At 37.4% G+C, this 24,073-nt stretch carries 26 protein-coding genes and 3 tRNA genes; 28 read left to right on the top strand and 1 reads right to left on the bottom strand.

The window, feature by feature from the left end:
- Positions 1–7: 7 nt before the first annotated feature.
- The 20 genes from CS898_RS08595 (at position 8) to CS898_RS08500 (ending at position 15,980) form a co-directional block, all read left to right on the top strand.
- Positions 8–568: a LemA family protein gene (locus tag CS898_RS08595; protein ID WP_009431936.1), complete on the top strand. Its 561-nt coding sequence runs from the start codon at positions 8–10 to the stop codon at positions 566–568.
- Positions 569–1,408, top strand: coding sequence for a TPM domain-containing protein (locus CS898_RS08590; protein WP_009431079.1), 840 nt, complete (start codon positions 569–571; stop codon positions 1,406–1,408).
- 254 nt (positions 1,409–1,662) lie between these two features.
- Positions 1,663–2,511, top strand: a complete 849-nt coding sequence (locus tag CS898_RS08585) for a Cof-type HAD-IIB family hydrolase (RefSeq protein WP_009430609.1) — start codon at positions 1,663–1,665, stop codon at positions 2,509–2,511.
- Positions 2,501–3,355: a ribosome biogenesis GTPase YlqF gene (ylqF, locus tag CS898_RS08580; RefSeq protein ID WP_099208832.1), complete on the top strand. Its 855-nt coding sequence runs from the start codon at positions 2,501–2,503 to the stop codon at positions 3,353–3,355. The genes CS898_RS08585 and ylqF overlap by 11 nt, the downstream gene beginning before the upstream one ends.
- The gene (rnhB, locus tag CS898_RS08575) at positions 3,342–3,968 is read left to right on the top strand and encodes a ribonuclease HII (protein WP_009431912.1); all 627 of its coding nucleotides are present in this window, start codon (positions 3,342–3,344) and stop codon (positions 3,966–3,968) included. The genes ylqF and rnhB overlap by 14 nt, the downstream gene beginning before the upstream one ends.
- Entirely contained in the window at positions 3,955–4,305 is a 351-nt protein-coding gene (locus tag CS898_RS08570) for a YraN family protein (protein WP_009431401.1), read from the top strand. Before rnhB ends, CS898_RS08570 begins: the two co-directional genes overlap by 14 nt.
- A gap of 9 nt (positions 4,306–4,314) precedes the next feature.
- Positions 4,315–5,844, top strand: a complete 1,530-nt coding sequence (locus tag CS898_RS08565; RefSeq protein ID WP_099208831.1) for a YifB family Mg chelatase-like AAA ATPase — start codon at positions 4,315–4,317, stop codon at positions 5,842–5,844.
- Positions 5,841–6,923 (top strand): DNA-processing protein DprA, encoded by a 1,083-nt coding sequence (gene dprA, locus CS898_RS08560; protein WP_009431683.1) that lies wholly within the window; start codon positions 5,841–5,843, stop codon positions 6,921–6,923. The genes CS898_RS08565 and dprA overlap by 4 nt, the downstream gene beginning before the upstream one ends.
- A 52-nt stretch (positions 6,924–6,975) precedes the next feature.
- Positions 6,976–9,042 (top strand): type I DNA topoisomerase, encoded by a 2,067-nt coding sequence (gene topA / locus CS898_RS08555; protein WP_099208830.1) that lies wholly within the window; start codon positions 6,976–6,978, stop codon positions 9,040–9,042.
- 7 nt (positions 9,043–9,049) lie between these two features.
- Positions 9,050–10,420 (top strand): GspE/PulE family protein, encoded by a 1,371-nt coding sequence (locus tag CS898_RS08550; protein ID WP_099208829.1) that lies wholly within the window; start codon positions 9,050–9,052, stop codon positions 10,418–10,420.
- Between the two features lie 9 nt (positions 10,421–10,429).
- Positions 10,430–11,608 (top strand): type II secretion system F family protein, encoded by a 1,179-nt coding sequence (locus tag CS898_RS08545; RefSeq protein WP_099208828.1) that lies wholly within the window; start codon positions 10,430–10,432, stop codon positions 11,606–11,608.
- A gap of 9 nt (positions 11,609–11,617) precedes the next feature.
- On the top strand, positions 11,618–11,959 hold the full coding sequence (locus tag CS898_RS10125; RefSeq protein ID WP_009431090.1) for a competence type IV pilus major pilin ComGC: 342 nt from the start codon (positions 11,618–11,620) through the stop codon (positions 11,957–11,959).
- A 226-nt stretch (positions 11,960–12,185) separates the two neighbouring features.
- Positions 12,186–12,572 (top strand): hypothetical protein, encoded by a 387-nt coding sequence (locus tag CS898_RS09805; protein ID WP_143614614.1) that lies wholly within the window; start codon positions 12,186–12,188, stop codon positions 12,570–12,572.
- A complete protein-coding gene (locus tag CS898_RS08530) occupies positions 12,569–12,877 on the top strand; it encodes a hypothetical protein (RefSeq protein ID WP_009431562.1) in 309 nt (102 codons plus the stop codon). The genes CS898_RS09805 and CS898_RS08530 overlap by 4 nt, the downstream gene beginning before the upstream one ends.
- Positions 12,878–13,257: 380 nt before the next feature.
- Positions 13,258–13,746 carry a hypothetical protein gene (locus CS898_RS09800; RefSeq protein WP_141558292.1) on the top strand — a complete coding sequence of 163 codons (489 nt, stop codon included), beginning with the start codon at positions 13,258–13,260 and terminating at the stop codon, positions 13,744–13,746.
- Positions 13,747–13,833: 87 nt separating this feature from the next.
- Positions 13,834–15,051: an N-acetylmuramoyl-L-alanine amidase gene (locus tag CS898_RS08520; RefSeq protein ID WP_009431613.1), complete on the top strand. Its 1,218-nt coding sequence runs from the start codon at positions 13,834–13,836 to the stop codon at positions 15,049–15,051.
- Positions 15,048–15,641, top strand: a complete 594-nt coding sequence (rdgB, locus tag CS898_RS08515; RefSeq protein WP_009431275.1) for an RdgB/HAM1 family non-canonical purine NTP pyrophosphatase — start codon at positions 15,048–15,050, stop codon at positions 15,639–15,641. Before CS898_RS08520 ends, rdgB begins: the two co-directional genes overlap by 4 nt.
- 96 nt (positions 15,642–15,737) lie before the next feature.
- Positions 15,738–15,814, top strand: a tRNA-His gene (locus CS898_RS08510).
- Positions 15,815–15,816: 2 nt separating this feature from the next.
- Positions 15,817–15,892 (top strand) — tRNA-Lys (locus tag CS898_RS08505).
- Between the two features lie 4 nt (positions 15,893–15,896).
- A tRNA-Leu gene (locus tag CS898_RS08500) sits at positions 15,897–15,980 on the top strand.
- A 314-nt stretch (positions 15,981–16,294) separates the two neighbouring features.
- Here the strand turns inward: CS898_RS08500 and CS898_RS08495 are convergent.
- Entirely contained in the window at positions 16,295–17,524 is a 1,230-nt protein-coding gene (locus CS898_RS08495) for an aminopeptidase (protein ID WP_009430641.1), read from the bottom strand.
- Between the two features lie 204 nt (positions 17,525–17,728).
- Between CS898_RS08495 and rpsB the strand changes: the two genes are divergently transcribed.
- The 8 genes from rpsB (at position 17,729) to ispG (ending at position 24,072) form a co-directional block, all read left to right on the top strand.
- Positions 17,729–18,481 carry a 30S ribosomal protein S2 gene (rpsB, locus tag CS898_RS08490; protein WP_009430879.1) on the top strand — a complete coding sequence of 251 codons (753 nt, stop codon included), beginning with the start codon at positions 17,729–17,731 and terminating at the stop codon, positions 18,479–18,481.
- A 62-nt stretch (positions 18,482–18,543) separates the two neighbouring features.
- Positions 18,544–19,197 (top strand): translation elongation factor Ts, encoded by a 654-nt coding sequence (gene tsf, locus CS898_RS08485; protein ID WP_009431848.1) that lies wholly within the window; start codon positions 18,544–18,546, stop codon positions 19,195–19,197.
- 12 nt (positions 19,198–19,209) lie between these two features.
- The gene (gene pyrH, locus CS898_RS08480) at positions 19,210–19,917 is read left to right on the top strand and encodes a UMP kinase (RefSeq protein WP_009432061.1); all 708 of its coding nucleotides are present in this window, start codon (positions 19,210–19,212) and stop codon (positions 19,915–19,917) included.
- 10 nt (positions 19,918–19,927) lie between these two features.
- Positions 19,928–20,485 carry a ribosome recycling factor gene (gene frr, locus CS898_RS08475; RefSeq protein ID WP_009431481.1) on the top strand — a complete coding sequence of 186 codons (558 nt, stop codon included), beginning with the start codon at positions 19,928–19,930 and terminating at the stop codon, positions 20,483–20,485.
- A 40-nt stretch (positions 20,486–20,525) separates the two neighbouring features.
- Positions 20,526–21,239, top strand: coding sequence for an undecaprenyl pyrophosphate synthase (uppS, locus tag CS898_RS08470; RefSeq protein WP_099208826.1), 714 nt, complete (start codon positions 20,526–20,528; stop codon positions 21,237–21,239).
- Entirely contained in the window at positions 21,232–22,005 is a 774-nt protein-coding gene (locus CS898_RS08465) for a phosphatidate cytidylyltransferase (RefSeq protein ID WP_009430825.1), read from the top strand. Before uppS ends, CS898_RS08465 begins: the two co-directional genes overlap by 8 nt.
- A 12-nt stretch (positions 22,006–22,017) precedes the next feature.
- Positions 22,018–23,010 carry an RIP metalloprotease RseP gene (gene rseP, locus CS898_RS08460; protein ID WP_009430337.1) on the top strand — a complete coding sequence of 331 codons (993 nt, stop codon included), beginning with the start codon at positions 22,018–22,020 and terminating at the stop codon, positions 23,008–23,010.
- A gap of 15 nt (positions 23,011–23,025) precedes the next feature.
- A complete protein-coding gene (ispG, locus tag CS898_RS08455) occupies positions 23,026–24,072 on the top strand; it encodes a flavodoxin-dependent (E)-4-hydroxy-3-methylbut-2-enyl-diphosphate synthase (RefSeq protein WP_009431212.1) in 1,047 nt (348 codons plus the stop codon).
- Position 24,073 lies beyond the last annotated feature (1 nt).

Raw genomic sequence — 24,073 nt, 5'->3', positions numbered from 1 at the left:
GGCTAGTATGAAAAAATCTTTGCCAATTATTATTATCGCTGCTGTTTTGCTTATCTTACTCGGGAAGGGAGTTTCCACCTATAATCGATTGGTGGCCAAAGATGAAGCTGTGAACCACCAATGGGCCCAAGTTGAAAATGTCTTAAAGAGAAGGGCAGATTTGATTCCAAATTTAGTTAACACAGTAAAGGGCTATGCAGGTCACGAATCTCAAGTTTTAACGGATATTACCAAGGCTAGGTCTTCAGTAAATCAAGCTAAGGGTCCTGAAGAACAAGAAAAAGCCAATGAAGAATTAAATAAGGCCCTAGGCAATATCAATGTGGTTGTAGAAGCCTATCCTGAGTTAAAAGCAGATAAGAATTTTCAAGACCTACAAGCTGAATTAGCAGGAACAGAAAATAGGATTGCTGTAGAACGAAAGAGATACAATGATCAAGTATCTGAATTCAACCAAGATGTTCGTCGTTTTCCAACCAAGTTAATTGCATCTCTTTTAGGTTTCCAAGAAAAAGCATATTTTGAAATTTCTGAAGCTGAATCTCAAGTACCGGAAGTGAGTTTTTAGATGAAGAGGGTAAAAGCCCTTGTAATCGCAATTTTACTCATATTTTCTTTACAAGGACTTGTATTTGCTGGACAGTCCCTTCCGGACCCATCCTACGAAGGCTATGTCTACGATGAAGTGGGTCTCTTAGATTCAAACACAAAAAATACAATCATCTCATCGGCAAAAAAACTTGACCAGGCAACTAAGGCACAAATTGTTGTTGCTGTGGTTAAGGACCTTCAAGGGCTTCCCATAGAGGACTATAGCCAGGAGCTTTTCCAAAAATGGAAGATAGGCAACCGTCAAGACCAAGGAGTTTTGCTACTAATCGCCTTTGATGACCATAAAATTCGCATTGAAACAGGTTATGGCCTAGAAGGGGCTCTACCAGACATGGTTTGTAAACGAATCATTAATGAAATGACTCCTTACTTTCAAAACCAAGACTATAATGGAGGCATCTTAAAGGCCTATACCTATATTTTTTCAAAGGTAAGCGATGAGGTTGGTTTTGACAAGGACTCCGTTCAAAATTTAGACCAGAAAGATTTAAATACAAAAATCGAAGAGGGAGAAAGTAATGGAATTTCTGCAAACTTTCGAATTATTTTCATCCTAATTATTTTAATCATTCTCTTTTCCGGTCCAAGAGGAGGACGGAGAAGGCGGTTTCGTGGAGGCGTCTTCTTTCCTGGCGGTGGCTGGTCCGGAGGCGGATTCGGAGGTTCTTCTGGTGGCGGCTGGTCGTCTGGCGGAGGCGGCGGCTGGTCCGGAGGCGGAGGATCTTCTGGTGGCGGCGGCGGCTGGTCCGGAGGCGGAGGATCTTCTGGTGGCGGCGGAGCCAGCGGTGGATGGTAAAATGTAAAAGGAGCTCTTAGGAGCTTCTTTTTTTGTAGGGAAATAAAAGAAAAGGATTCGAAACGACTTCTTGTAAGATTTAAATTTAGATTCACTAGAGGAGGAAAAGTAAGATAGGGACCTAATTAGTCTTATACTGTAAGAAAAGGATATATAGTTTGACTTTCGTTGACCGATTCTTGGATAAATGATAAAATATGAGTGATTTACCAGTGTTTTAGCAGAAAAATCTTTATAAACATATAGGTGATAGGGTGGGCAAGTTCATTTTATTTGATTTAGATGGAACTTTATTAACAGATGATAAAAGAATAGGCCAAGAGGATATTGATCGTTTAGGGCAATTTCTTCAAGAAGGACATCATTTAGCCGTTGCAACTGGACGGCGATATTTTAGTGCCCGGGAAATCTTGAATCGTTATGGAATAAAAATCCCAATTATTGCAAATAATGGAGCTGTTATCCGAGACCAGGAAGACCATCTTATTTTCCGTAAGGCTTTGGACATGCCCCTACTTGGAAAAATCATAGAAACAAGTAGAGAATTTCCCGTCTGTCCTGTTTTTCATATCGATGGTTTTCACAAGGCCTATGATATGGTTTATAATGGTAAGGACTACAATTCTGACCTGTTAGACTATTTAGAAGATGAACCTCTTCGAGTTTTAAAGATAGAAGACTACCAGGATTTAAAAGATCAAGTTGTCTTGTCTACGATTTATTTTGGACGAGATGACATATTGGAGAATTTTCAAGAAGAACTTGATAGGAAACATCCTGATTCTCTATCTATGCATATACTTAGAAATTTAGACCAGCATGTGGGGATTTTAGAAATCATGCCCCACCAAGTGAATAAATTTTATGGAGCACAGATTATGGCCCAAAAGCTCCATGAGAAAATCACCGATATGATAACCATTGGTGACGATGTAAATGACCTTATCTTGATTAAAAATGCAAAGGTGGGCATTGCCATGGCCAATGGACCGGCCAGTGTAAAATCCATTGCAGATTTTGTTAGCGACTATGATAACAACCACTGTGGTGCCACCCAAGCCATTGAAAAATACCTAAAAGGAGGGTTTTGTCATGAATATTAATTGGTTTCCTGGACATATGAAGAAAACCATGGATGACCTGTCAACCAAGGCCAATATGATTGACTTTATGATTGAAATGTTGGATGCAAGAATTCCCTTTAGTTCTCAAAACCCTAAACTTTCAGACTTGTTGCCAGATAAAAATCGCTTGGTTTTAATTAATAAAAGTGACCTTGCAGATCCAAAGATGAATCAAGAGTGGTTAGACCGTCTCAATGGGGAAATGAATACCCGGGCGCTTTTATATAACAGTAAAGACAGCAAGATGAAGAAACTTCTAAAGCAGGAGGCCTACAAACTTAATCAAGACTTGCTGGAGAAAAAAGAAAAAAGGGGATTGAAAAACCACTCCCTGAGAGCCATGGTTATTGGAATTCCCAATGTTGGAAAATCAACCTTTATTAACTCCTATATTGGGAAGAAAAGTGCAAAAATCGGTAATAGGCCCGGAGTTACCCGGACCAATCAATGGATTCGGTTGGGGGATGGGATTGACCTATTGGATACACCGGGGGTTTTGTGGCCTAAATTTGAAAATGAAAGTGTGGCCAAGCACTTGGCTTATGTAGGGTCTATCAAGGATGAACTATTAGACCTGGAAACTCTCTCTCTCCATTTTATTCAAGAGATTTTAGATATTGATCCTAAGATTCTCGAAAGACGCTATGGAATCAAGACTGACCTAACTCCTTTGGAGGTCTTAGATGAAATTGGTAAAAGCAGAGGAGCCATCATGAAGGGTGGCTATATAGATTATGAAAAAGTATCCAATCTCTTGTTTGATGATTTTCGTAAGGGAAGATTGGGACGGATCACCTTGGAGGATGCTCATGAATGGATGTGAATTTGACCAAACCTACTATCAAGAAGGTTATGGATCTTTGGTAGGGATTGATGAAGTTGGCAGAGGCTGCTTATTTGGAGATGTGGTAGCCTGTGCCATTGTTATGCCTAGAGAATCTTTTATTGAAGGAGTCAAGGACTCTAAGAAATTATCTGAAAAACGCAGAGAAGCCCTTTATGAGGAAATTTTAAAGGAATGTAAGGCAGTTGGTATTGGTCGAGTTGACTCAAAAACGATTGATGAAATTAATATCAAGCAGGCTAGTAGGCTTGCTATGAAAAAGGCGGTGGAAAACTTAAGAGACCAGGAGGGACAGGTCTTTAAACCGGACCTAGCCTTGATAGATGCGGAAACCATCGACTTAGATATAGAGCAAAAGGCCATCATTCATGGAGATGACCTAAGCTATAGTATTTCTTGCGCTTCCATTGTTGCTAAGGTTTATCGAGACCGTCTTTGCATCCAGTGGAGCAAGGACTATCCAGGTTATGGCATTGAAAAACACAAGGGTTATGCCACAGTCCTTCATAGAGGGGCCATTAAAGCCCTAGGGCCCAGTCCTCTGCACCGGATGACTTTTTTGAGAAAGATTTTGTCCAATGAATCACATTAGTTTTGGAGCTAAGGGTGAGGAGATTGCAACAGACTATCTTCGGAACCTGGGCTATAAAATTTTACACAGAAACTATAAAAACTCTATTGGAGAGTTAGATATCATTGCTTTAGACGGAATCACCTTAGTGGTTGTTGAAGTGAAGACTCGGAAAAATGATCGGTATGGACATGCTTTTGAAGCGGTTCATGAAAGCAAGCAGAGAAAAATTAAAGAAACAACCCTTTTATTTTTACAAGAAGAGGGGAACCGATTTTTAGAGTGTAGGTTTGATGTTATTGAAGTTTATCCTTATAGGGAGAAACAATGCAATCATTTTATTGATGCTTTTTGGTAGGAGGGCAAAATGTATTCAAGAATTAAGACCTGTACATTAGAGGGCCTTGAAGGACATATCGTTCAGGTCGAATGTGACTTATCCAGAGGGCTTCCCAAAATAAACATAGTGGGACTTCCTGATGCAGCTATTAAGGAATCTTCTGAAAGAGCAAGGGCAGCCATTAAAAATAGTCAATTAGAATTTCCTTTAAAGAGAATCACCATTAATCTAAGCCCTGCCAGCTTAAAAAAAGATGGAACCCAAATGGATTTGGCCATTTGCATTGCAATTTTAGCTGCCAATGGAGAAGTGGAAGAAGATAAGATTGAAGACTACATATATATAGGCGAGGTAAACTTGGATGGTCAGGTAACGGCTATAGAAGGGGCCCTACCTATGATCATCTCTTTAAGGGAAAAGGGTTATAGAAAAGTCATCGTTCCCTATAAAAATCGAAAAGAATGTGCAGCAATTTCTGATATGGAAATTTATCCGGTAAATTCACTGGTGGAAGTGGTGGAATTTATTAATGGGGAAAGAGAGATTAAGCCCCAAGCTGCAGAAATTTTTCAAGAGTCAAGTAAACGTTATGATGTAGATTTCTCTGAAATTAGAGGTCAGCATCTTTTAAAAAGAGCAATGGAAATTGCTGCTGCCGGAGGGCACAATCTTTTAATGATTGGATCCCCTGGTTGTGGAAAAAGCATGGCTGCAAAAAGGCTTTCAACTATTCTACCGCCTCTGACCTTTGAAGAATCTATAGAAGTGACAAAAATCTATAGCGTAGCTGGATTGTTGAAGGACGAAAATTTAATTAAAGAGAGGCCCTTTCGCTCTCCCCACCATACCAGCTCATCTGTTTCCTTAATAGGAGGAGGACGAATTCCAAAGCCAGGAGAAGTTTCCCTGGCCCATAATGGAGTTCTCTACTTGGATGAATTGGCTGAATTCTCTAGAAATGTTTTGGAAGTTTTACGTCAACCCATGGAAGACCATTCCATTCACATAGCTAGAGCGCAAGCTTCACTCACTTATCCTGCAAACTTCATGTTTGTGGGTTCGATGAATCCTTGCCCCTGTGGATACTATGGACATCCTACTGAGCCATGTCAATGCTCTACCCAGAGCATTCAAAGATACTTAGGAAAAATCAGCCACCCTCTTCTGGACCGGATTGATATCCATGTAGAATTATCACCAGTTAAGTTTAAGGATATATCAACAGATATAAAAGAAGAAACCAGTGAAGAAATTCGTAAGAGAGTTATTGCAGCAAGAAATCGACAAATTGAACGATTTAAAGAATCTAATTATTTCTGTAACGCCAATATTAAAGATCGGGAAATAAAAAAATACTGTAAAATTGACCAGGCTAGTGAAAAAATAATTGAGATGGCCTTTAAAAAATATCATTTTTCTGCCCGAAGCTACCATAAGATTTTAAAAGTGGCTAGAACCATTGCCGACCTCAGTGGGTCAGAAAATATAAGGCAAGACCATTTATTGGAAGCCATTCGCTACCGAAGTGTAGAATCAAAATATTGGGGGAGCAGATGAAAACGATCAGAGAAGGAAAGATTGTCTTATCTCTTCTGGGCTTAGCACCGGAGCAAATCCATAAAATTGAAGACCATCTACCGGTTTATTGTCAAGATAAGGAAGCTTTTTTAAAGGAAATCAAAAAGAGCCTAGGGCCTAATATTGTTAAGAAAATCCAAAATGCAGACGAAAGGGTCTTGTTGGATAAGCTTAAAGCGGATATGGTTCGTTTTAAATTTCAAGTCCTAGTGGACCAGGATGAAGACTATCCAGATGAATTTAACTATATTGAAAATCCCCCTGTAGTCTTATATATTAGAGGGGACCTCAAGCGTGTTTTGGAAAAGGAAAGATGTGGCATTGTCGGGGCCCGGTCCCATACAGCTTATGGAAAAGTTGTAGCTCAGGATATATCTCGGGGATTAGTAGAACGGGATGTGGCAGTTGTAAGTGGGATGGCCCTAGGCATTGATGCAATCTCTCAATGGGCCTGTCTGGACCAAGGTGGTCGCTCCATTGGTGTTTTGGGCACTGGAATTGATGTTATTTATCCAGCCAGAAATAAGGATTTATATTATAAGTTGGTGGAAGAAGGAGCTATTGTAACAGAATATCCTCCAGGGTCTCAAGCTCTTCCTCATCATTTTCCCCTGAGGAATCGGATCATTTCAGCATTAAGCCAATGCGTAATTGTTATTGAGGCAAAAGAAAAGTCAGGATCTTTAATTACGGCTCGCTATGCAGCAGAACAGGGAAAGGATATTTTTGCTGTTCCAGGCAATATTAATTCTCCCTACAGCCAAGGAACAAATCTTTTAATCAGAGATGGCGCCTTGATTTATACCAAGCAAGAAGATCTAGATTTTATCTTTAAAAAGAAGACAAAACAAGCCATTGACCTGGATATTGATGAAGATGAAAGACTATACTTACAATGTATCGCCCAGGGAATGAATACAGCAAATTTAATATGCTTGAAAACTGGTCATAAGATTTCAACAGTAAATATGATCCTCACCTTATTAGAAATGAAGGGGATTATTGAATCACAAGGAACAGACCAATTTGCCCTATGTACAGGGGTCGAAGTTGATTAAGACATAAAATATGGCAAGAAATATAGTTTAATAAATAAAGTTAGGTGGTTAGATGAAGAATTTAGTAATTGTGGAATCGCCAACCAAGGCGAAGGCAATCAAAAAAATGTTAGGAAGAAATTATAAGGTCTTGGCTTCTGTAGGGCATGTCCGAGACTTACCAAAAAGTACTTTCGGTATTGACATCGAAAATGATTTTGAGCCAAAATACATCAATATCCGGGGCAAGGGACCCTTGATTAAGGAATTAAAAAAAGAAGCAAAAAAAGTAGATAATGTTCTTTTAGCAACTGACCCGGACCGGGAAGGAGAAGCCATTTCTTGGCATTTAGCTTATATCTTAGATCTAGATTTAAACGACGATATCCGGGTAGAGTTTAATGAAATTACAGAAGAAACGGTTAAAAGACAAATAAAGTTGCCTAGAAAAATTGATGAGGACTTAGTAGATGCCCAACAAGCCCGAAGAATTTTAGACCGGATAGTGGGTTATAAAATTAGCCCTCTTCTATGGAAAAAGGTTAAAAATGGACTTTCAGCTGGTCGTGTTCAATCCGTAGTTCTAAAGCTTATCTGTGAGAGAGAAGAAGAGATTGAACAGTTTGAGCCAGAAGAATCCTGGACCATTGAAGCAGTTTTAAAAAAATCTAGAAGCAAGTTCAACTCCACCTATATAGGTCAATTAGTAGGGGACAAGGTTGAAAAAAAGACTTTTAAAACAAAAGACCAAGCTCAAAAAATCTATGATGAAGTTAATGTAAAAAAACTTGAAGTATATAGCCTGCAAGAATCAAAAAAGAACCGAGTTTCTTTTAAACCCTTTACTACATCAACCCTCCAACAAGAAGGATCACGGAGGCTAAATTTTAATACTAAGAAAACCATGCGAGTGGCCCAAGGTTTGTATGAAGGAATTGATATTCCTGGAGAAAAAACAGTTGGTTTAATTACTTACATGCGTACAGATTCAACTCGTATTTCAGACCAGGCCAGAAATGCTTGTCGAACTTTCATTAAAGACAATTATGGGGCTAACTACCTAGGACCAAACTTTAGAAAAACTGCCAAAAAGGAAGGGATTCAAGATGCTCACGAATGTATCCGCCCCACAGATGTTACGAGGACTCCAGAAAAAATCAAAGATGCTCTGACAAAAGATCAATTTAAATTGTATGAACTAATTTGGAACCGTTTTGTTTCATCACAAATGGCACCTGCCCAAATCCAATCAATAACCGCCTTATTCAATACAAAAGACCACATCTTCAAAAGCACAGGATCAAGAATTGCTTTTGATGGTTTTTTAAGAGTCTATCATTATGCCAAGAGCAAGGATGCCTATTTACCAGTATTAAAAGAAAAAGACTTGGTAGATGTTTTGTCTTTGGACTGTGAACAACACTTTACACAGCCACCGGCTAGGTACAATGAAGCGTCCTTGATTAAGACTTTAGAAGACCTACAAATTGGGCGACCTTCAACTTATGCATCCATGGTGAGTACTCTTTTAACCCGCTACTATGCAGTTTTAGAACAGAAAAAAATTACTCCGACAGAATTAGGAATGACTGTTAATGACCTTTTAAGTAACTACTTCCCAGATTTAGTTAATGTAGACTTCACGGCAGGTATGGAAAAGTCTTTAGATGAAATTGCTGAAGGAAAAATTCCTTGGAAGCAACTCGTTCGGGAAATTTACCAAGTCTTGGAAAAAGATTTAGTTAAGGCAGAAAAAGAAATCGAAGAAGTGGAAATCCGAGATGAAGTAACGGATGAAAAATGCGAAAAATGTGGTCGGAATATGGTAATAAAAATGGGTAGATATGGAAAGTTTTTAGCTTGTCCAGGTTTTCCAGAATGCCGAAATGCAAAACCCTTGGAAGAAAAAATAGGCCTTGCTTGTCCCAAGTGTAAGGATGGAGAAATTGTAGTGAGAAGGAGCAAAAAGGGGCGTGTGTTTTACGGTTGTAGCAACTATCCCAAGTGCGATTTTGTCTCCTGGCATGAGCCTACTGCTGAAAAATGTCCCAAGTGTGGAGACATTATGACAAAAAGAGTTACTCGAAAGGGGACGCGTCTCCAATGCAATAATAGGGATTGTTCCTATATCAAAAAATGAGGCAATCATGAATGAAATCATTACAAAAGAGAAATTAAAGCAATGGAAGTTAGAAGTCATAAAAAAAGAAGATGGAAAAATTTACTTGATGAGTCTCGAAAATTCGGATAAATATAGGGAAGCCATTGAGTGTCTAACTGACTTAGAGGTTGTTTTTATGAATCAGGAAGGCCAGGTCATATTTAAGAAAGATTCTAGTTCGCCAGATGAAAGAGACCTGGCCTTGGCTTATGAAGAGGAAGAGGATGAACTAATCCAGTTTAGTAACCAGATGATTAAAGATGGATTGGAGGCTGGAGCATCAGACATCCATATCGAACCTCTATCAGACAAGCTAAGGATTCGCTTTCGAATTGATGGGAAGTTAAAAAATTATAAGTTCATGCCCTTGACCTATAGTGATAAATTACTCGTTCGCTTAAAAATCCTAGCAGGTTTGGATATCTCCCAAAAGAAACTTCCCCAAGATGGTCGCTTTTTTATAGAGGACAAGCAAGACCAAGTAGATATTCGCCTATCTACCTCTCCGGTATACCAGGGAGAAAAAATAGTTTTGCGCTTATTAAAAAAGAAGCCAGAGCTTTTAACAATGAAAGGTTTGGGTTTAAATAATCAGCAAAGAGAAGATTTAAGCTTTCTACTTAAACAAAGTAATGGATTAATTTTATTTACGGGACCTACAAATTCAGGAAAAACAACTTCGATTTATACCTTGTTGCAAGAAATAAACAAGGAGTCTATGAATATTATGACCATAGAAGACCCTATCGAATATCAAATTGAAGGCATCAACCAAATGCAGGTAAATCCAGTTGTCCACATGGACTTTACCCAGGGACTAAGAACCATGCTGAGGCAGGATCCAGATGTTTTAATGGTGGGGGAAATTCGAAATGCTGAAACAGCCAAAATAGCCATTCGAGCAGCTATTACAGGCCGGCTGATTTTTTCTACTATACATACAAGGGATGCTATTTCTGCAGTCTATCGATTGGAGGAAATGGGGATTCAGCCCTATTATATTGCCGATGGTCTTTTGGGGATTGTGGCTCAAAGACTTCTTACAACTCTCTGCCCCTACTGTAGGCAGCCTGTGAAGATGGAGGTTCCGGCCTTTTTTGACCAGGAAGTCCTTCTTTACCAGGCCCATGGGTGTCAGCATTGCAACCAAGGCTATCTTGGTCGTAAGGCTGTCTTTGAAATTATTTTATTTAAAGATTGGTTGGTAGACTGTATTAACAGGGGAAAAGACTTGGCTTATATGAGAACTGAGTTAAAAAAACGTGGAATTCCTACCCTTAAAGATCGTATAAAAGAAGAATTACTTAATGGGAACATTAGCTTAGATGAAGCCTATCGCTGTTTAAATACAATTTAGGAGATTAAGGTGAAGTTTAAATATAAGGGTTTTAGCAAAGACCAGGAGATTGTTTCAGGGGAAATTAATTGCAAGAATAAAGAAGAGGCTCTTCTTTATTTGCAAAATAGGGAAATCCTACCTATAAAAATCACCCAAGTATTTTTTTCGTTTAGTTCCCGTGTTTTTTCAGAGCATGAATTAAGTAATTTTTCAAGAGAGTGTTACTTTTTGCTATCGGGAGGTCTGAGCTTAACGGATACTTTTAAATTATTAAAAGATCAGGCAAGAAAGAAGAAACATGTTTTATTTTATCAGGATTGTTTAGACCAATTGTATTTAGGGGAAAATTTATCGGCTATTTTTAAAAAATGGAAGTTGCCAGACCTATTTATTTCTTCTTTTGAAGTGGCGGAAAATTCAGGCTTGTTGTTGGAAATGTTTAAAGAGCTAGGGGAATACTACCAGCAACAAAGTGACATAAAAAAAGCCTTCACCAATGCCATTAGCTATCCCGTTCTTTTAATTATAGTAATGATAGGGATGGTTCAATTTTTATCCATCCATGTTTTGCCAATTTTTGAAGAACTCTTTATCCAAAGACAGGTCATTTTACCTTGGCAGACAAAGGTCCTTCTTTTTTTAGCCAGGGGGATTCGAAATTATTCTGTGACTTTTCTTCTAATTTTTTTAGGATTAATCCTACTATTCTACCTGGCCTTAAAAAATGAAAATTTTAAATATAGGGTAGATTATCTTGCCTATCACTTTCCGCTTTTTTCAAAAATAAAGCAACACCAGTTAACTATGCACCTATCTAGAAACCTCTACCTGCTATTACAGGGGGGACAAGATATTTTAACAGCCTTTGCTATTATGGAAAAATCTACTAGCAATCTCTATCTTAAAGATGTTTATAGTCAAATTCAAAAAGAATTGGTAGCAGGTAGGGATTTATGGCATTGCTTGGCCCATCAAAAGATTTTTCTTCCAACATTTCCAGCCTTGGTCAGGGTAGGAGAAGAGGCGGGATCGTTAAAAGAAACATTTAACCATAGCTCCTTACTTTATCAAAATGACTTTTTAAACCTATGCAAAAAACTAAATACCTTGATTGAGCCGGTCTTGTTAATTTTACTTTCTGTCGTTGTTGCCTTTATTATCATTAGTATTATTAGTCCCATGTTTGAAATGATTAATCAATTTTAGGAGGATGAAATGAGAAAGAAAAAAGGATTCACTTTATTAGAAATGGTCATTGTAATAGGAATTATTGCTTTACTTTTATCTATAGCCATTCCAAGATTTCAAAAAACGAATCGGTCGGCAGAAATATTAACCCATAATGCCAATGTAAAGATGCTAAAAAATGCAGCTATTCTATATTTGAATGACCACCCAGAAGCAGACACAGTGGCAGTAAGTCAACTTAAGGAATATATTGAAGGAGATTTGCCTAAACCAGCGCGCTTTTTAAAGGAAAAATCCTTTACAGTAGAATATGATAAGGCCACTGGAGCTATCAAGGTTATACCAGGAGAAATTGAGAAAAATAAGTAAAATGCTTGCTTTATTAATCTATATTTTAATTAATATCTGCTTTTATTTCTTTCGGTTTAAGAAAATAAAAGAAAACGGAAAAGGAGATAAGGGACTCAAACTGACCTATTTCATCTATATGGTCTACATTTTTGCCTATGGACTATATAGGCACCTTTACAGTATCTCAAGCTCAGAGATTCATTTAGCTTTGACTTATATTTTTTTCATAGGTCATGGGGTTTTAATGGGCATAGGTGACCTGGTTAGGGGAGATTTTTACCTTTGCGACGTGGTCTGGCTTTTTTTACAAAGTCTTTTTAGTTTAATCCAAAGAGGATCTTACCAGCTAATTTTTACGAGCTGCCTAGTTTTTTTATTTTTTCTTCTAGTTGAAAAGTTTTTTGGCGGATTTGGAGATGGGGACAAGGATTATGCCAGCAGCTTAGCCCTGGCCTGTCAATCTAATTTGGATATTTATAGATACCTAACAAGTTCATTTATCCTGGCAGGGGTTGTGGCCTTGATAGGGGTTTTATTTTTGGGATGGTCCAGAAATAAAAAACTTCCTCTGGGACCCTTTTTAATACTGGGATGGATTTTTGTAAATATTTTAAGGTGGTGGAAAATATGAAGGGCATTTTAAGGATAGAGAATGGCAGATTTACTCTGTCTAGCCAGGTGGGAAGCCAGGAATACTTTTTTCCCTGGGATATTGTAAGGCAGGGGAAAATTCGAGATTATTATCAATTCTACTACCATATCCATCAATTTTTAGATGAACATAAAGATATCCAGGAACTAATCGTCTTTATGCCTATGAAAAACTTCAAGACTTTTCAGTATCCTATGGACAAACTAACAAAAACTGAGGGTAAAGATTTAGAACGGCTTCAAGAAGAGAAGTTGTCTATTAACTTAGACCAAACAAAAAATTAACCTATAAGTCTTGGGATAAAAGATGTTACATCTCCTATTATCCTAAAGAGACAGTGAATTTATTGGAAAAATGTTTTATGGATTTAAATTTTCCAGTAAAGCTTTTAGATAGGCCTCTTTCAGATCATTCTTTTATTTATACCTCCAGTGATATCATCTTTTATCAGAACAAAGAAAGCTTTAAAAGTTATAGTTTTTTAAACAAGGATTGGGTTGAATTTTTAAAGAAAGAAAAAATAAGCCCAGAAAAAGCTTATAAATTTATGTCCCAGAGATTAAATCTAGAGAATCAAGAAATTTTAGACCAATACTATATGATCTACTTTATGGAAGGAATTTCGCAGGTGAAAAAATCTCTAAGCCAAGAAGACCTTCTGGAAGTGAATCTGGAAACGAGAAAGGATCTCTTAAAAAGATTTCAAATAAAGGATATAGAGGAAATGAAGTTCTTACCTCCTTCTTTAAAAGACTTGAAAGAAGAAAAGACTCCAGCTTTTAAAAGCCTTCATGTGGATGTATACAAGTTATTCCTTTCAGCTTTGCTTGCTATTACTATTTTAGGTATGCTTATTCATTACGCCTCCTTAAAAAAAGACTATAAAGATCTTATTGAGGCAAGGGAAAATCCTATGACAAATCAGGCTCAGACAAGGCTTGATTTAGGACCTCTTTTAGATTTTCAAGACCAGAGGCTAATTGAATATGAGATTACAGAAAAGGATAATACATTTAACTTAAAAGCTAGAAGTAATTCTCTGGATTACTTACATTACTTAAAAGAAGAAGTGGTAAAAAGAGGTTATCGGATTTTAGAGGATGACCTATCTTATGAAGAGGAAAGTTATTACTTAAAAATTAAGGGACAATAATTATTACAAAACAGTAACAATAGTTAAGAATCATTGACATTTATGTCCTTAGAGTGTATTCTCAAAGTATATTAGAAGGAGGATACCATGAAAAAAATAGTTGGTTTATTACTGTGTTTTATACTTTTTTCACAAAATATACATGCAAATTCTACATCTGTAATTATTCAAAATAGAAGAACAAATGTTACTCCTGTAAAAGTTGAAGTAAACGGGAATAACTTACAGTCTAAATTTGCACCATTTGCCTACGAAAATAGGACCTTAGTACCTATTCGAGAAATTACAGAATCCATGGGAGCAAATGTAGCTTGGAATAATCAAAATAAAACGGCACAAATTTCCTTGGGGGATAAGAAGGTTCTCTTACAAATTAATAGTCGAGCAGTTTATATTAATGGTAAGAAAAAACTAATTGATAAGGGATCCATTCCAGTATTTGCTAGCTATCCTAAAGAAAACGAAACAAAAACCATGGTACCTTTACGATTTTTATCTGAAGCCCTAGATTTTAATGTAGAATGGAACCAAGAAAAACAACAAGCTTCTATATCTAACATTAAAACAGTCTCTGTTATGAAGACAAAAGACAACCAGGTAAGCAGTGAAAGCAAACCATCAGAAAAAACTAATAATAAAGCAGTAGACTTAAGGGGAAAAGTTGATGCCTCAGACCAAGTAGAACCAGAGAAAAGAGAAATTTCCAAAAAGGTGAAGGCCAAGGGTCCTGTAACGGTAGTTATTGACGCAGGCCATGGTGGAAAAGATAGTGGGGCCGTTTCTTCTGTAGATTCCAGTGTAAAAGAAAAAGACTTGACCCTTCAAGTAACAAGTCGATTAGGAGACCTCTTACGGTCCAAAAATTACGAAGTTATTGAAACAAGAACTAGGGATGAATATATAGGTCTTGCAAAAAGAGCTGAAATTGCCAATGAAAACCAAGCAGAAATCTTCGTAAGCATCCATTTCAATTCTTCCAATAGTGGACTTGCCAGTGGAATTGAAATTCTTTATGCGCCTGAAGATAAGGTTAAGATTAAAAGTCATGAACAAGTCCACCTGGCCAAGGCTTTGCATGATGAGTTGAAAAAGGCCACAGGCTCAACCATGCGGTCCATGAAAAAAAGACCAGATTTGGCTGTTCTTCGCTGGACAGAAATGCCTGCAGCTCTTTGTGAGTTAGGTTTTGTTTCTAGCCCAGAAGATATGAAAAATATCACCCAAGACAGCTACATTGAAAAATTAGCTCAAGGAGTAGCCAACGGTATCGAAAGATATGTAAATAATTATGTGGAGTTTGAATGAAGAAGCTTATCTTATCAACAGACAATAAAAATAAAGTTTTAGAAATAAAAGAAGCCTTGGAAGGACTTCCCCTAGAAGTCTATGCTAAGTCGGACTTTATAGACAAGGAAATTCAGGTGGATGAAAAGTATGATAGTCTAGAAGAAAATGCTAGATTAAAGGCTGAATCCTTGAGAGAATATGCTCCAGAATGCTTTATTCTAGCAGATGATACGGGGCTTTTTATCCATGCCCTAAAAGGAGAGCCTGGAGTTCATTCTGCCCGCTATGCAGGAAACCATGATGATGAGGCAAACATCAAGAAGGTTTTAAAGAATTTAAAAAATCAAGAAGATCGATCAGCCTATTTTAAAACAGTCTTTGTTTTAATTAATCCAAAAGGACAAGAAGAGATTATTGAAGGAGTTTGTGAGGGAACCATTCTAAAAGAAATACAAGGACCAAAAACTTTTGGATATGATCCAATATTTCAACCTGATGGAAAAAATATCTCTTTTGCTGAAATGACGATTCATGGAAAAAATGAAATCAGTCATCGAGGTAGAGCTCTAGTAGGTCTTAGGGAATACTTCAAGAAGGTTTTAAGATAAGGTAAAAAAATTTAAAAGAATATTAAAATTATCTATTGACACACTGAATAGTTGATGATAAGATATCTTATGTTGTCAATACAATTTTGACAGATGGTGGGTATGGCCTAGTTGGTTAGGGCGCCAGATTGTGGCTCTGGAGGTCGTGGGTTCGAATCCCACTATCCACCCCAGAGATCCATTAGCTCAGTCGGTAGAGCACCTGACTTTTAATCAGGGTGTCCCGCGTTCGAGTCGCGGATGGATCACCAAGATGCGGGAATGGCGGAATTGGCAGACGCGCTAGACTTAGGATCTAGTGTCTTTGACGTGGGGGTTCAAGTCCTCTTTCCCGCACCATAAAGAAAAAAAGCGTGTAAGTTTTAAAACTTACACGCTTTTTTTCTTTATCTTTAGTTAGTTGACAGTGACAGCACAAGTCTATGGAATAATAAAGATGTTTTAGGACACGTTTATTATAACTTATACTACCTTACATATTCATTAAATACTCCATGAAAATTTTTATATAACTTAAATACAGGCAGTTTGGATACACAAATAAACTTAAAACAGGACAGAGGCTGATCATCACTTATGTAGTCTAGATTCCGGGGTAAACTAAAAAGTGTCTAGGATGCTTCATCCTAGACACTTCGCAATTGATTATTTATTTAAAATTCCTTGGAAAAGTTTCCATTTTCAAAGATTTGAACTTCTTTACCATCTTTTGTCATCCCAATGATGCTGAGGTCCTTAGATCCTACCATAAAATCTTCATGAACCAAAGAGTCATTGGCTCCTCTTGCAAGGAGATCTTGGGAAGATAGGTTTTCAAAACCTGCTAAACAAGTGGGATAGGCCTTGCCAATAGCTAAGTGACATGAGGCGTTTTCATCATATAAGGTATTGTAAAAGAGCAAGTTTGTATTGGAAATGGGGGAGTCATAGGGAACTAGGGCCACTTCTCCTAGGCGCTTGGATCCCTCGTCGGTATCGATTAATTTAGCCAAGATATCTCGACCTTCTTTGGCATCGAATTCTACGACTTTTCCTTCTTCAAATTTTAATTTAAAGTCACGAATGATGTTTCCTCCATAGTTAAAGGGCTTTGTGGAATAAACAAGACCATCAACTCGGTCCCTATGGGGTAGGGTAAAAACTTCTTCTGTTGGAATATTTGGAACAAAGGGAATATTTTTTGGAGTCTTTGAATCAGCAGCAGACCAAATATGATTTTCCGGTAGACCGATGGTGAGATCTGTTCCAAGGGAGTTTTTGTAGATCAAGGAATCAAATTGATAGTGGTTTAATTTATCAGCTAGGGCGTTGAGGCGACTGAGGTGGTTTTCCCAATTTTCCAAGGTATGGTCATCCACTCGGCTAGTGGAGAAAATTTGCTCCCATAGTTTTTCTAAGGCCTGGTCATCACTTAATTCAGGGAATAGGTGTTTGGCCCAACTTTTTACAGCGACACCGGCGACACACCATTGGTGTTGGTCGCTCATCATATCTTCATTGAAACTTTTTAAAGCAATTGAGCGAGCAGTGCTGGCACTTTTAATTTTATTGGCATCAATTTCTTTCAATAGGGAGGGGTCTTGGCCCACCAAACTCAATAGGGCAATATTGTCTTGACGATATTCTTCATATTGGGTTTGCAGGGTTTTACTAACTTTTGAAAGATTTTCTTGGGACATGTAGTGGTAGTTCAATTGAGTGAGTTTTTCATCATTCCAAAGCACCTCGACTTCCCTAGCACCTTCTTCATAGGCAATTTTAGCACACATTTCAGCAAAGAAAGCAGCCTCAATTGGGCAGCGAATAACTAACTTTTGATCAACTTGTATATTAACCCCCTTAAGGATTAGAACTTTAGCATACTCATTAAAACGAAAATCCATTTTTACCTCCTATATATTTTCAAGATAACATATTTATTATATACCAAAAAATTCCAAGTTAAAACTATGATTTTTCTTGTATTCCCACCTGTTCTATGGTAGAATAACAAAGAAATGAATACACACATCTTTCGATGTTTTGTAGTTGCCTTTAAGGTTTGCAAAACGCTAAAAAAGATGGAGGAAAAAACAAAAGGAGGAACTATGTCAGTAGTTAGTATGAAAAGCCTGTTAGAGGCAGGTGTACATTTTGGACACCAAACAAGAAGATGGAACCCTAAAATGGCAAAGTATATCTTTACAGAAAGAAATGGTATTTATATCATTGATCTACAAAAGACTGTAAAGAAAATCGAAGAAGCCTATGATTATGTTCGAGAAATTGCAGCAAATGGTGGAGAAATTTTGTTTGTAGGAACAAAGAAACAAGCCCAAGATGCAATTGGTAAAGAAGCAAACAAGTGTGGTATGCCTTACATTAACCAACGTTGGTTAGGGGGGCTATTAACTAATTATAAAACAATTCGTAAGAGAATTGACCGTCTAGAAGAATTAGAACGTATGGAAGAAGACGGAACTTTTGATGTACTTCCAAAGAAAGAAGTCATTAAATTACGTCATGAAGCTGAACGTCTTGAAAAATTCTTAGGTGGGATCAAGAATATGAATGGAATGCCTGATGCAATTTATATTGTTGACCCCAAAAAAGAACAAATTGCAGTAAAAGAAGCTCAAATTTTAGGAATTCCAGTAATTGGTATTCTAGATACAAATTGCGATCCAGATGAAGTTGACTATCCAATTCCTGGAAATGACGATGCAATTCGTGCGGTAAAATTAATCACTGAAACTATGGCAAATGCAGTTATTGAAGGAAAACAAGGACTTCAAGATTCTGAAGAATCAAGCCAAGAACCAGAAGACGAGGAAGAAACAACAGAAGAAGTCGAAGCTTAAGCAATTAAATAGGGTTCCTGCCTTTGGGAACTCTTTTTTTATGAAAGGATGGAGAGGATATTATGGCAGTTACAGCAAAAATGGTAAAAGAATTACGTGAACAAACCGGCGCAGGGATGATGGACTGTAAAAAGGCTCTAACAGAAACTAATGGAGACATTGAAAAGGCTATTGACCTATTAAGAGAAAAGGGTCTAGCAAGTGTTGCTAAAAAGGCTGGAAGAATTGCATCTGAAGGATTAGTAGATTCTTATATTCACGGTGGACGTATTGGGGTTTTAATTGAAGTAAACTCTGAAACAGACTTTGTTGCAAAAAATGAAGAATTCAAGAGCTTTGTTAAAGACATGGCTATGCAAGTTGCAGCGGTAAACCCTAAATATGTTTCTAGAGAAGAAGTGCCTGCTGAACTAATTGAACATGAAAGAGAAGTTTTAACTGAACAAGCAAGACATGAAAATAAACCTGAAAAAATCATTGAAAAAATGGTAGAAGGTCGTTTAGAAAAATACTATGAAGAAATTTGTCTACTTGACCAACACTTCATTAAAGATGGAGATTTAAAAGTTCAAGATGTCTTAAACAACTTAATTTCTAAAATCGGTGAAAACATTAAGATTCGTCGGTTCGTACGTTTTGAAGTTGGAGAAGGCTTAGAAAAGAAAGAAGAAGATTTTGCTGAAGAAGTAGCAAAACAAATGGGAACAAACGAATAATAAGGAGGTCTTATGGGTCCTAAGTATTCCAGAGTAGTTCTTAAACTGAGTGGGGAAGCAATGGCTGGCAATGCGGGGGTCGGAATTGACACCGATATTGTCCAAGTGATTGCTGAAAAAGTTAAAGAAGTGCATGATTTGGGAGTTGAAACGAGTATCGTAGTTGGTGGTGGAAATTTTTGGCGTGGACGCGATTCCGGAAACATGGACCGTGCGACCTCTGATTATATGGGAATGCTTGGAACGGTAATGAATGCCTTGGCATTGCAGGATGCCTTAGAGGGGTTAAATGCTGTGACAAGAGTGCAAACGGCCATTGAAATGAAACAGGTTGCTGAGCCTTATATTCGAAGAAGGGCCATACGCCACCTTGAAAAAGGCCGCATTGTTATCTTTGCCGGAGGAACGGGAAACCCATATTTCTCTACAGATACAACAGCAGCATTAAGGGCTGCAGAAATAGATGCAGATGTAATCTTATTAGCCAAAAAAGGTGTGGATGGAATTTATGATTCTGATCCTAAAGTCAATAAAAATGCAAGAAAGTTTGACGAATTAACCTATTTCGAAATTCTAAAAAGAGAATTGAAAATAATGGATTCAACAGCTACAAGCTTATGCATGGATAATAAGATTCCTTTAATTGTTTTTGGTATTGATGAACCTTCCAATATTGTAGATGTTGTAAAAGGCTCTACAATAGGAACAAATGTAAAGTAAGGAGATTCTCATGATTTCTGATATAAAAAATGATGCTACAGGCCGTATGAAAAAGACCATTCAAGTCTTGGAGGAGGACCTACAAGCCATTCGAGCTGGACGTGCCAATCCAACCTTATTAGATCGTATTCATGTTGACTATTATGGACAAAGTACACCATTAAACCAAATGGCTGGAATTTCAGCACCAGAACCAAGACTTTTAACAATTCAACCTTGGGATGCAAATGCAATACCAGAAATTGAAAAGGCAATTTTAAAAAGCGACCTTGGCTTAAATCCATCTAATGATGGCAAGCTTGTTCGATTAGTGATTCCACAACTGACTGAGGAAAGAAGAAAAGAATTAATCAAAGTTGTCAAGAAGGATGGAGAAGATTCCAAAGTTGCTATTCGGAATATAAGACGTGAAATGGTTGATTCTGTGAAAAAAATGGAAAAAGATAAAGAAATTTCTGAAGATGAATTAAAAGTAGCAGAAAAAGATATTCAAGACCTTACAGACAAATATATTAAAGAAATTGATGCTGTAGTGGAGAGAAAAGAAAAAGAGTTATTAGAAATATAAAGAACTCCCTTAGGGGAGTTTTTTATATTAAGGAGATTTTATGGAGCTTTTGAACTTACCAAAACACGTAGCTATTATTATGGACGGTAATGGCCGCTGGGCGAAAAAAAGAAACTTACCCAGAACAGCAGGCCATAAGGCCGGGGCTTCCAGGGTAAAAGAAATTATTGAAACTAGTGGGAACCTAGGAATAAAGAACTTGTCCTTATTTGCTTTTTCAACAGAAAACTGGAAAAGGCCTGAAAAAGAGGTTAAAAATATCATGAAGTTATTGGAGCAATACTTAAAAAATAATTCTGATGATTTAAAAGACAATGGTATTCGCTTAAACATACTTGGGGATCTATCTAAACTTTCAAAACCACTTCAAGAGGAAATTAACTTGGCGTTGTTGAAAACCAAAAATAATGATAAAATGATATTAAATATCGGATTAAACTATGGAAGTCAAGATGAAATTTTTCGTGCCGTAAAAAAAACGTTAAAAGATTTTATTGACCAGGGTAGAGACCCTCTTACAATCAGTCAGGAAGATTTTGAGAACCACTTAGACACCCGGGGACAGGAAATGGTTGATTTTCTAATCCGACCAAGTGGAGAATATCGGATAAGTAACTTTTTATTATACCAATGTGCCTATGCAGAGCTTTGGTTTTCGGATACTTTATGGCCAGACTTTACCAAAGAAAAATATATGGAAGCTTTAGAAGAATATGCCAAACGACAAAGACGATTTGGGGGAATAAATGTCTGATTTTCTAAAAAGAACAATAACAGCAGTTATTGGAATTATTATTTTTGCCTTTATCTTGAGTCAAGGTGGTAACCTATTGAAGGAGGCTTTATTCATCTTGTCTTTAGGCATGCTATGGGAGATTCGAAATAGCTTGAGTAATATTGACATCAACCTATCTTTTCCTCTTCTTGTCCTTTTTAACAGCATTCTATTTTTTGCCATTTCTATTTATAATAATTTGGCTCTGGGACTTTTATCCATTCTCTTTATTTTGATTATTGCCTTTGTTTTATTAGATCAAATTAAATTGCTGGATTTGGGCTTATATAGTTTTGTTTTAGTCTATATACCTTTTAGCATTTTTCAATTATCTCACCTGGACCATACCATATGGATGTATTGGATTTGGATATTGTCCTTTGGAACAGATACCTTTGCTTATTTAATAGGGGTTCTATTTGGCAAACACAAGTTGATTCCTAAATTGAGTCCAAAGAAGTCTATAGAAGGAGCTTTGGGCGGAATTTTTGGAGCCCTCCTTTTAAGCTGGATTTATTTTAGCTATCTCCATATGGACTATAAACTAAGCTTGATTTTATTAACCTTGTTGGCATCTGTAGTTTCTCAGTTTGGAGATTTGTTTGCTTCAAAAATTAAGAGGATAACAGGTATTAAGGACTATGGGAAAATACTACCGGGGCATGGGGGATTTTTAGATCGTTTTGATTCTAGTATTCCCGTTATTGCCTTAATTTCAATTTTTGTACAAGTGATGATTAAATAGTTGGGAGTAGATATGGCGACATTAATTAGTTCAATTGTTGTATTTTTATTAGTTGTATTATTGCATGAGTTTGGGCATTTTTTTGTCGCAAAAAAAGTTGGGATTCGTGTCAATGAATTTTCTATAGGTATGGGGCCAAAAATTTACCAAAAGAAAAAAGGAGAAACAATGTATTCCTTACGGGCCTTGCCTATAGGTGGCTATTGTGCCATGGAAGGAGAAAATGGGGAGTCCCAAGATCCAAGGAGTTTTGAAAAGGCCACTATAGGTTCCAGAGCCCTAGTAGTTGTAGCTGGTGCTGCTATGAACTTTATCTTAGCTCTTGTGGCATTTTTTCTAGCTTTACTTCTTATGGGGACGCCTACCAATACTATCAGTCAGACAGTAGACCACTATCCGGCCATGGAAGCAGGACTCAAAGCAGGAGATCAAATTGTTGAAGTTAACGGGTTTAAGGTGGATTCTGGAAGACAGGTTACAGAAGAGATTTCTCGCGCAAAGTCTGTTGATTTAATTTACAAGCGGGATGGTCAAATAAGAAAAGCCAAGCTAGAAACAAAAACAGAAAACAACCGGCAGGTTGTAGGAATTACTTTTCAAAATCAACATAATCCCCTGGAAGCTTTAAAGGGTTCTTTTTCTATGACTCTTGGGGTTATTGTTGGGATTTTTAGTGTTTTTAAGATGATTTTTTCGGGAAGTTTCCAAACACAAATGTTGGCTGGTCCAGTAGGGGTAATCCAAGTAATTGGTCAGTCAGCTGCCATGGGCCTTGGATCTCTCCTCTACATTCTAGGAATTATCAGTGCAAATTTAGGGGTAGTCAACCTCTTACCCATTCCAGCTCTAGATGGGGGAAAGCTGGTCTTTCTTTTGATTGAAGCAGTTCGAGGCAAGCCTGTTGATGGGAACAAGGAAGCATTAATTACTATTGCTGGCATGGTTTTATTATTTGGCTTAATGCTATACATTACTATTTTTAGTGATTTAAAGAGAATTTTTTAAAGGTTGAGGGGATTTATGCGTAGAAAAACGAGACAAATTTTTGTAGGGGATGTTGCCATTGGTGGTGATGCCCCTATTTCTATTCAATCTATGACAAACACAAAGACTAGTGATTTGGAGGCAACGGTAAGGCAAATTCTAGCTTTGGAGGAAGCGGGGTGTGATATTGTTCGCTTTGCGATTAATTCAGAAGAAGATGCTAAGGTTATTCCTGAAATTAAAAAGCGAATCCACATCCCTACCATTGCCGATATTCAATTTAATTACCAATTAGCCCTTTATGCCATTCAATATGGTGTCGATGGCTTGCGGATTAATCCTGGAAATATTGGAGAAAAATGGAAAGTTAAAGAAATTGTAGATTCGGCCAAAGAGGCGGGAATCTCTATCCGGGTTGGTGTTAACTCTGGCTCTGTTCATCAAAAGTATATTGAAAAATATCATGGGGTCAATGTTGATTCCCTATGTTACAGTGCTTTGGATGAGGTAAAGATACTAGAGTCCCTAGGTTTTTCAGATATTAAGGTTTCTATTAAGTCTTCAGATGTAAATCAAAGCATTGAAGTGAATCGAAAGTTTGCTTCTATGACTGATTACCCCCTTCATCTGGGCATTACTGAAGCTGGCAACAAGGAACAGGGGCTAATTAAATCCTCTGTAGGAATAGGATCTCTGTTACATGATGGAATTGGAGATACCATTCGGATTTCCTTAACGGATGATCCTTGTAGGGAGGTAGAAGCTGGGAAAATCTTGCTAAGAACCTTGGGGTTGAGAAAGGAAGGGGTAGAAATTATTTCCTGCCCAACCTGTGCTCGGACTGATATAGACTTAATTCCTCTTGTCAATGAAGCTCAAGAAGCTTTTAAGAATTATAAAAGGCCTTTAAAAATAGCCATTATGGGTTGTCCGGTTAATGGCCCGGGAGAGGCAAGGGAAGCTGATTTTGGCATTAGTGGAGGAAAAGGAAAGGGGATTATCTTTAGCAAGGGAAAAATTATTCGTACAGTAGAGGAAGAAAACCTGTTAAAGGCTTTATTTGAGGAAATAGAAAGATATTAAA

Origin of the sequence: Urinicoccus timonensis (assembly GCF_900232945.1) — a bacterium.
In the GTDB taxonomy this organism is placed as follows: Bacteria; Bacillota; Clostridia; order Tissierellales; family Peptoniphilaceae; genus Urinicoccus; species Urinicoccus timonensis.
This window is presented reverse-complemented; position numbering and strand designations above follow the sequence as displayed.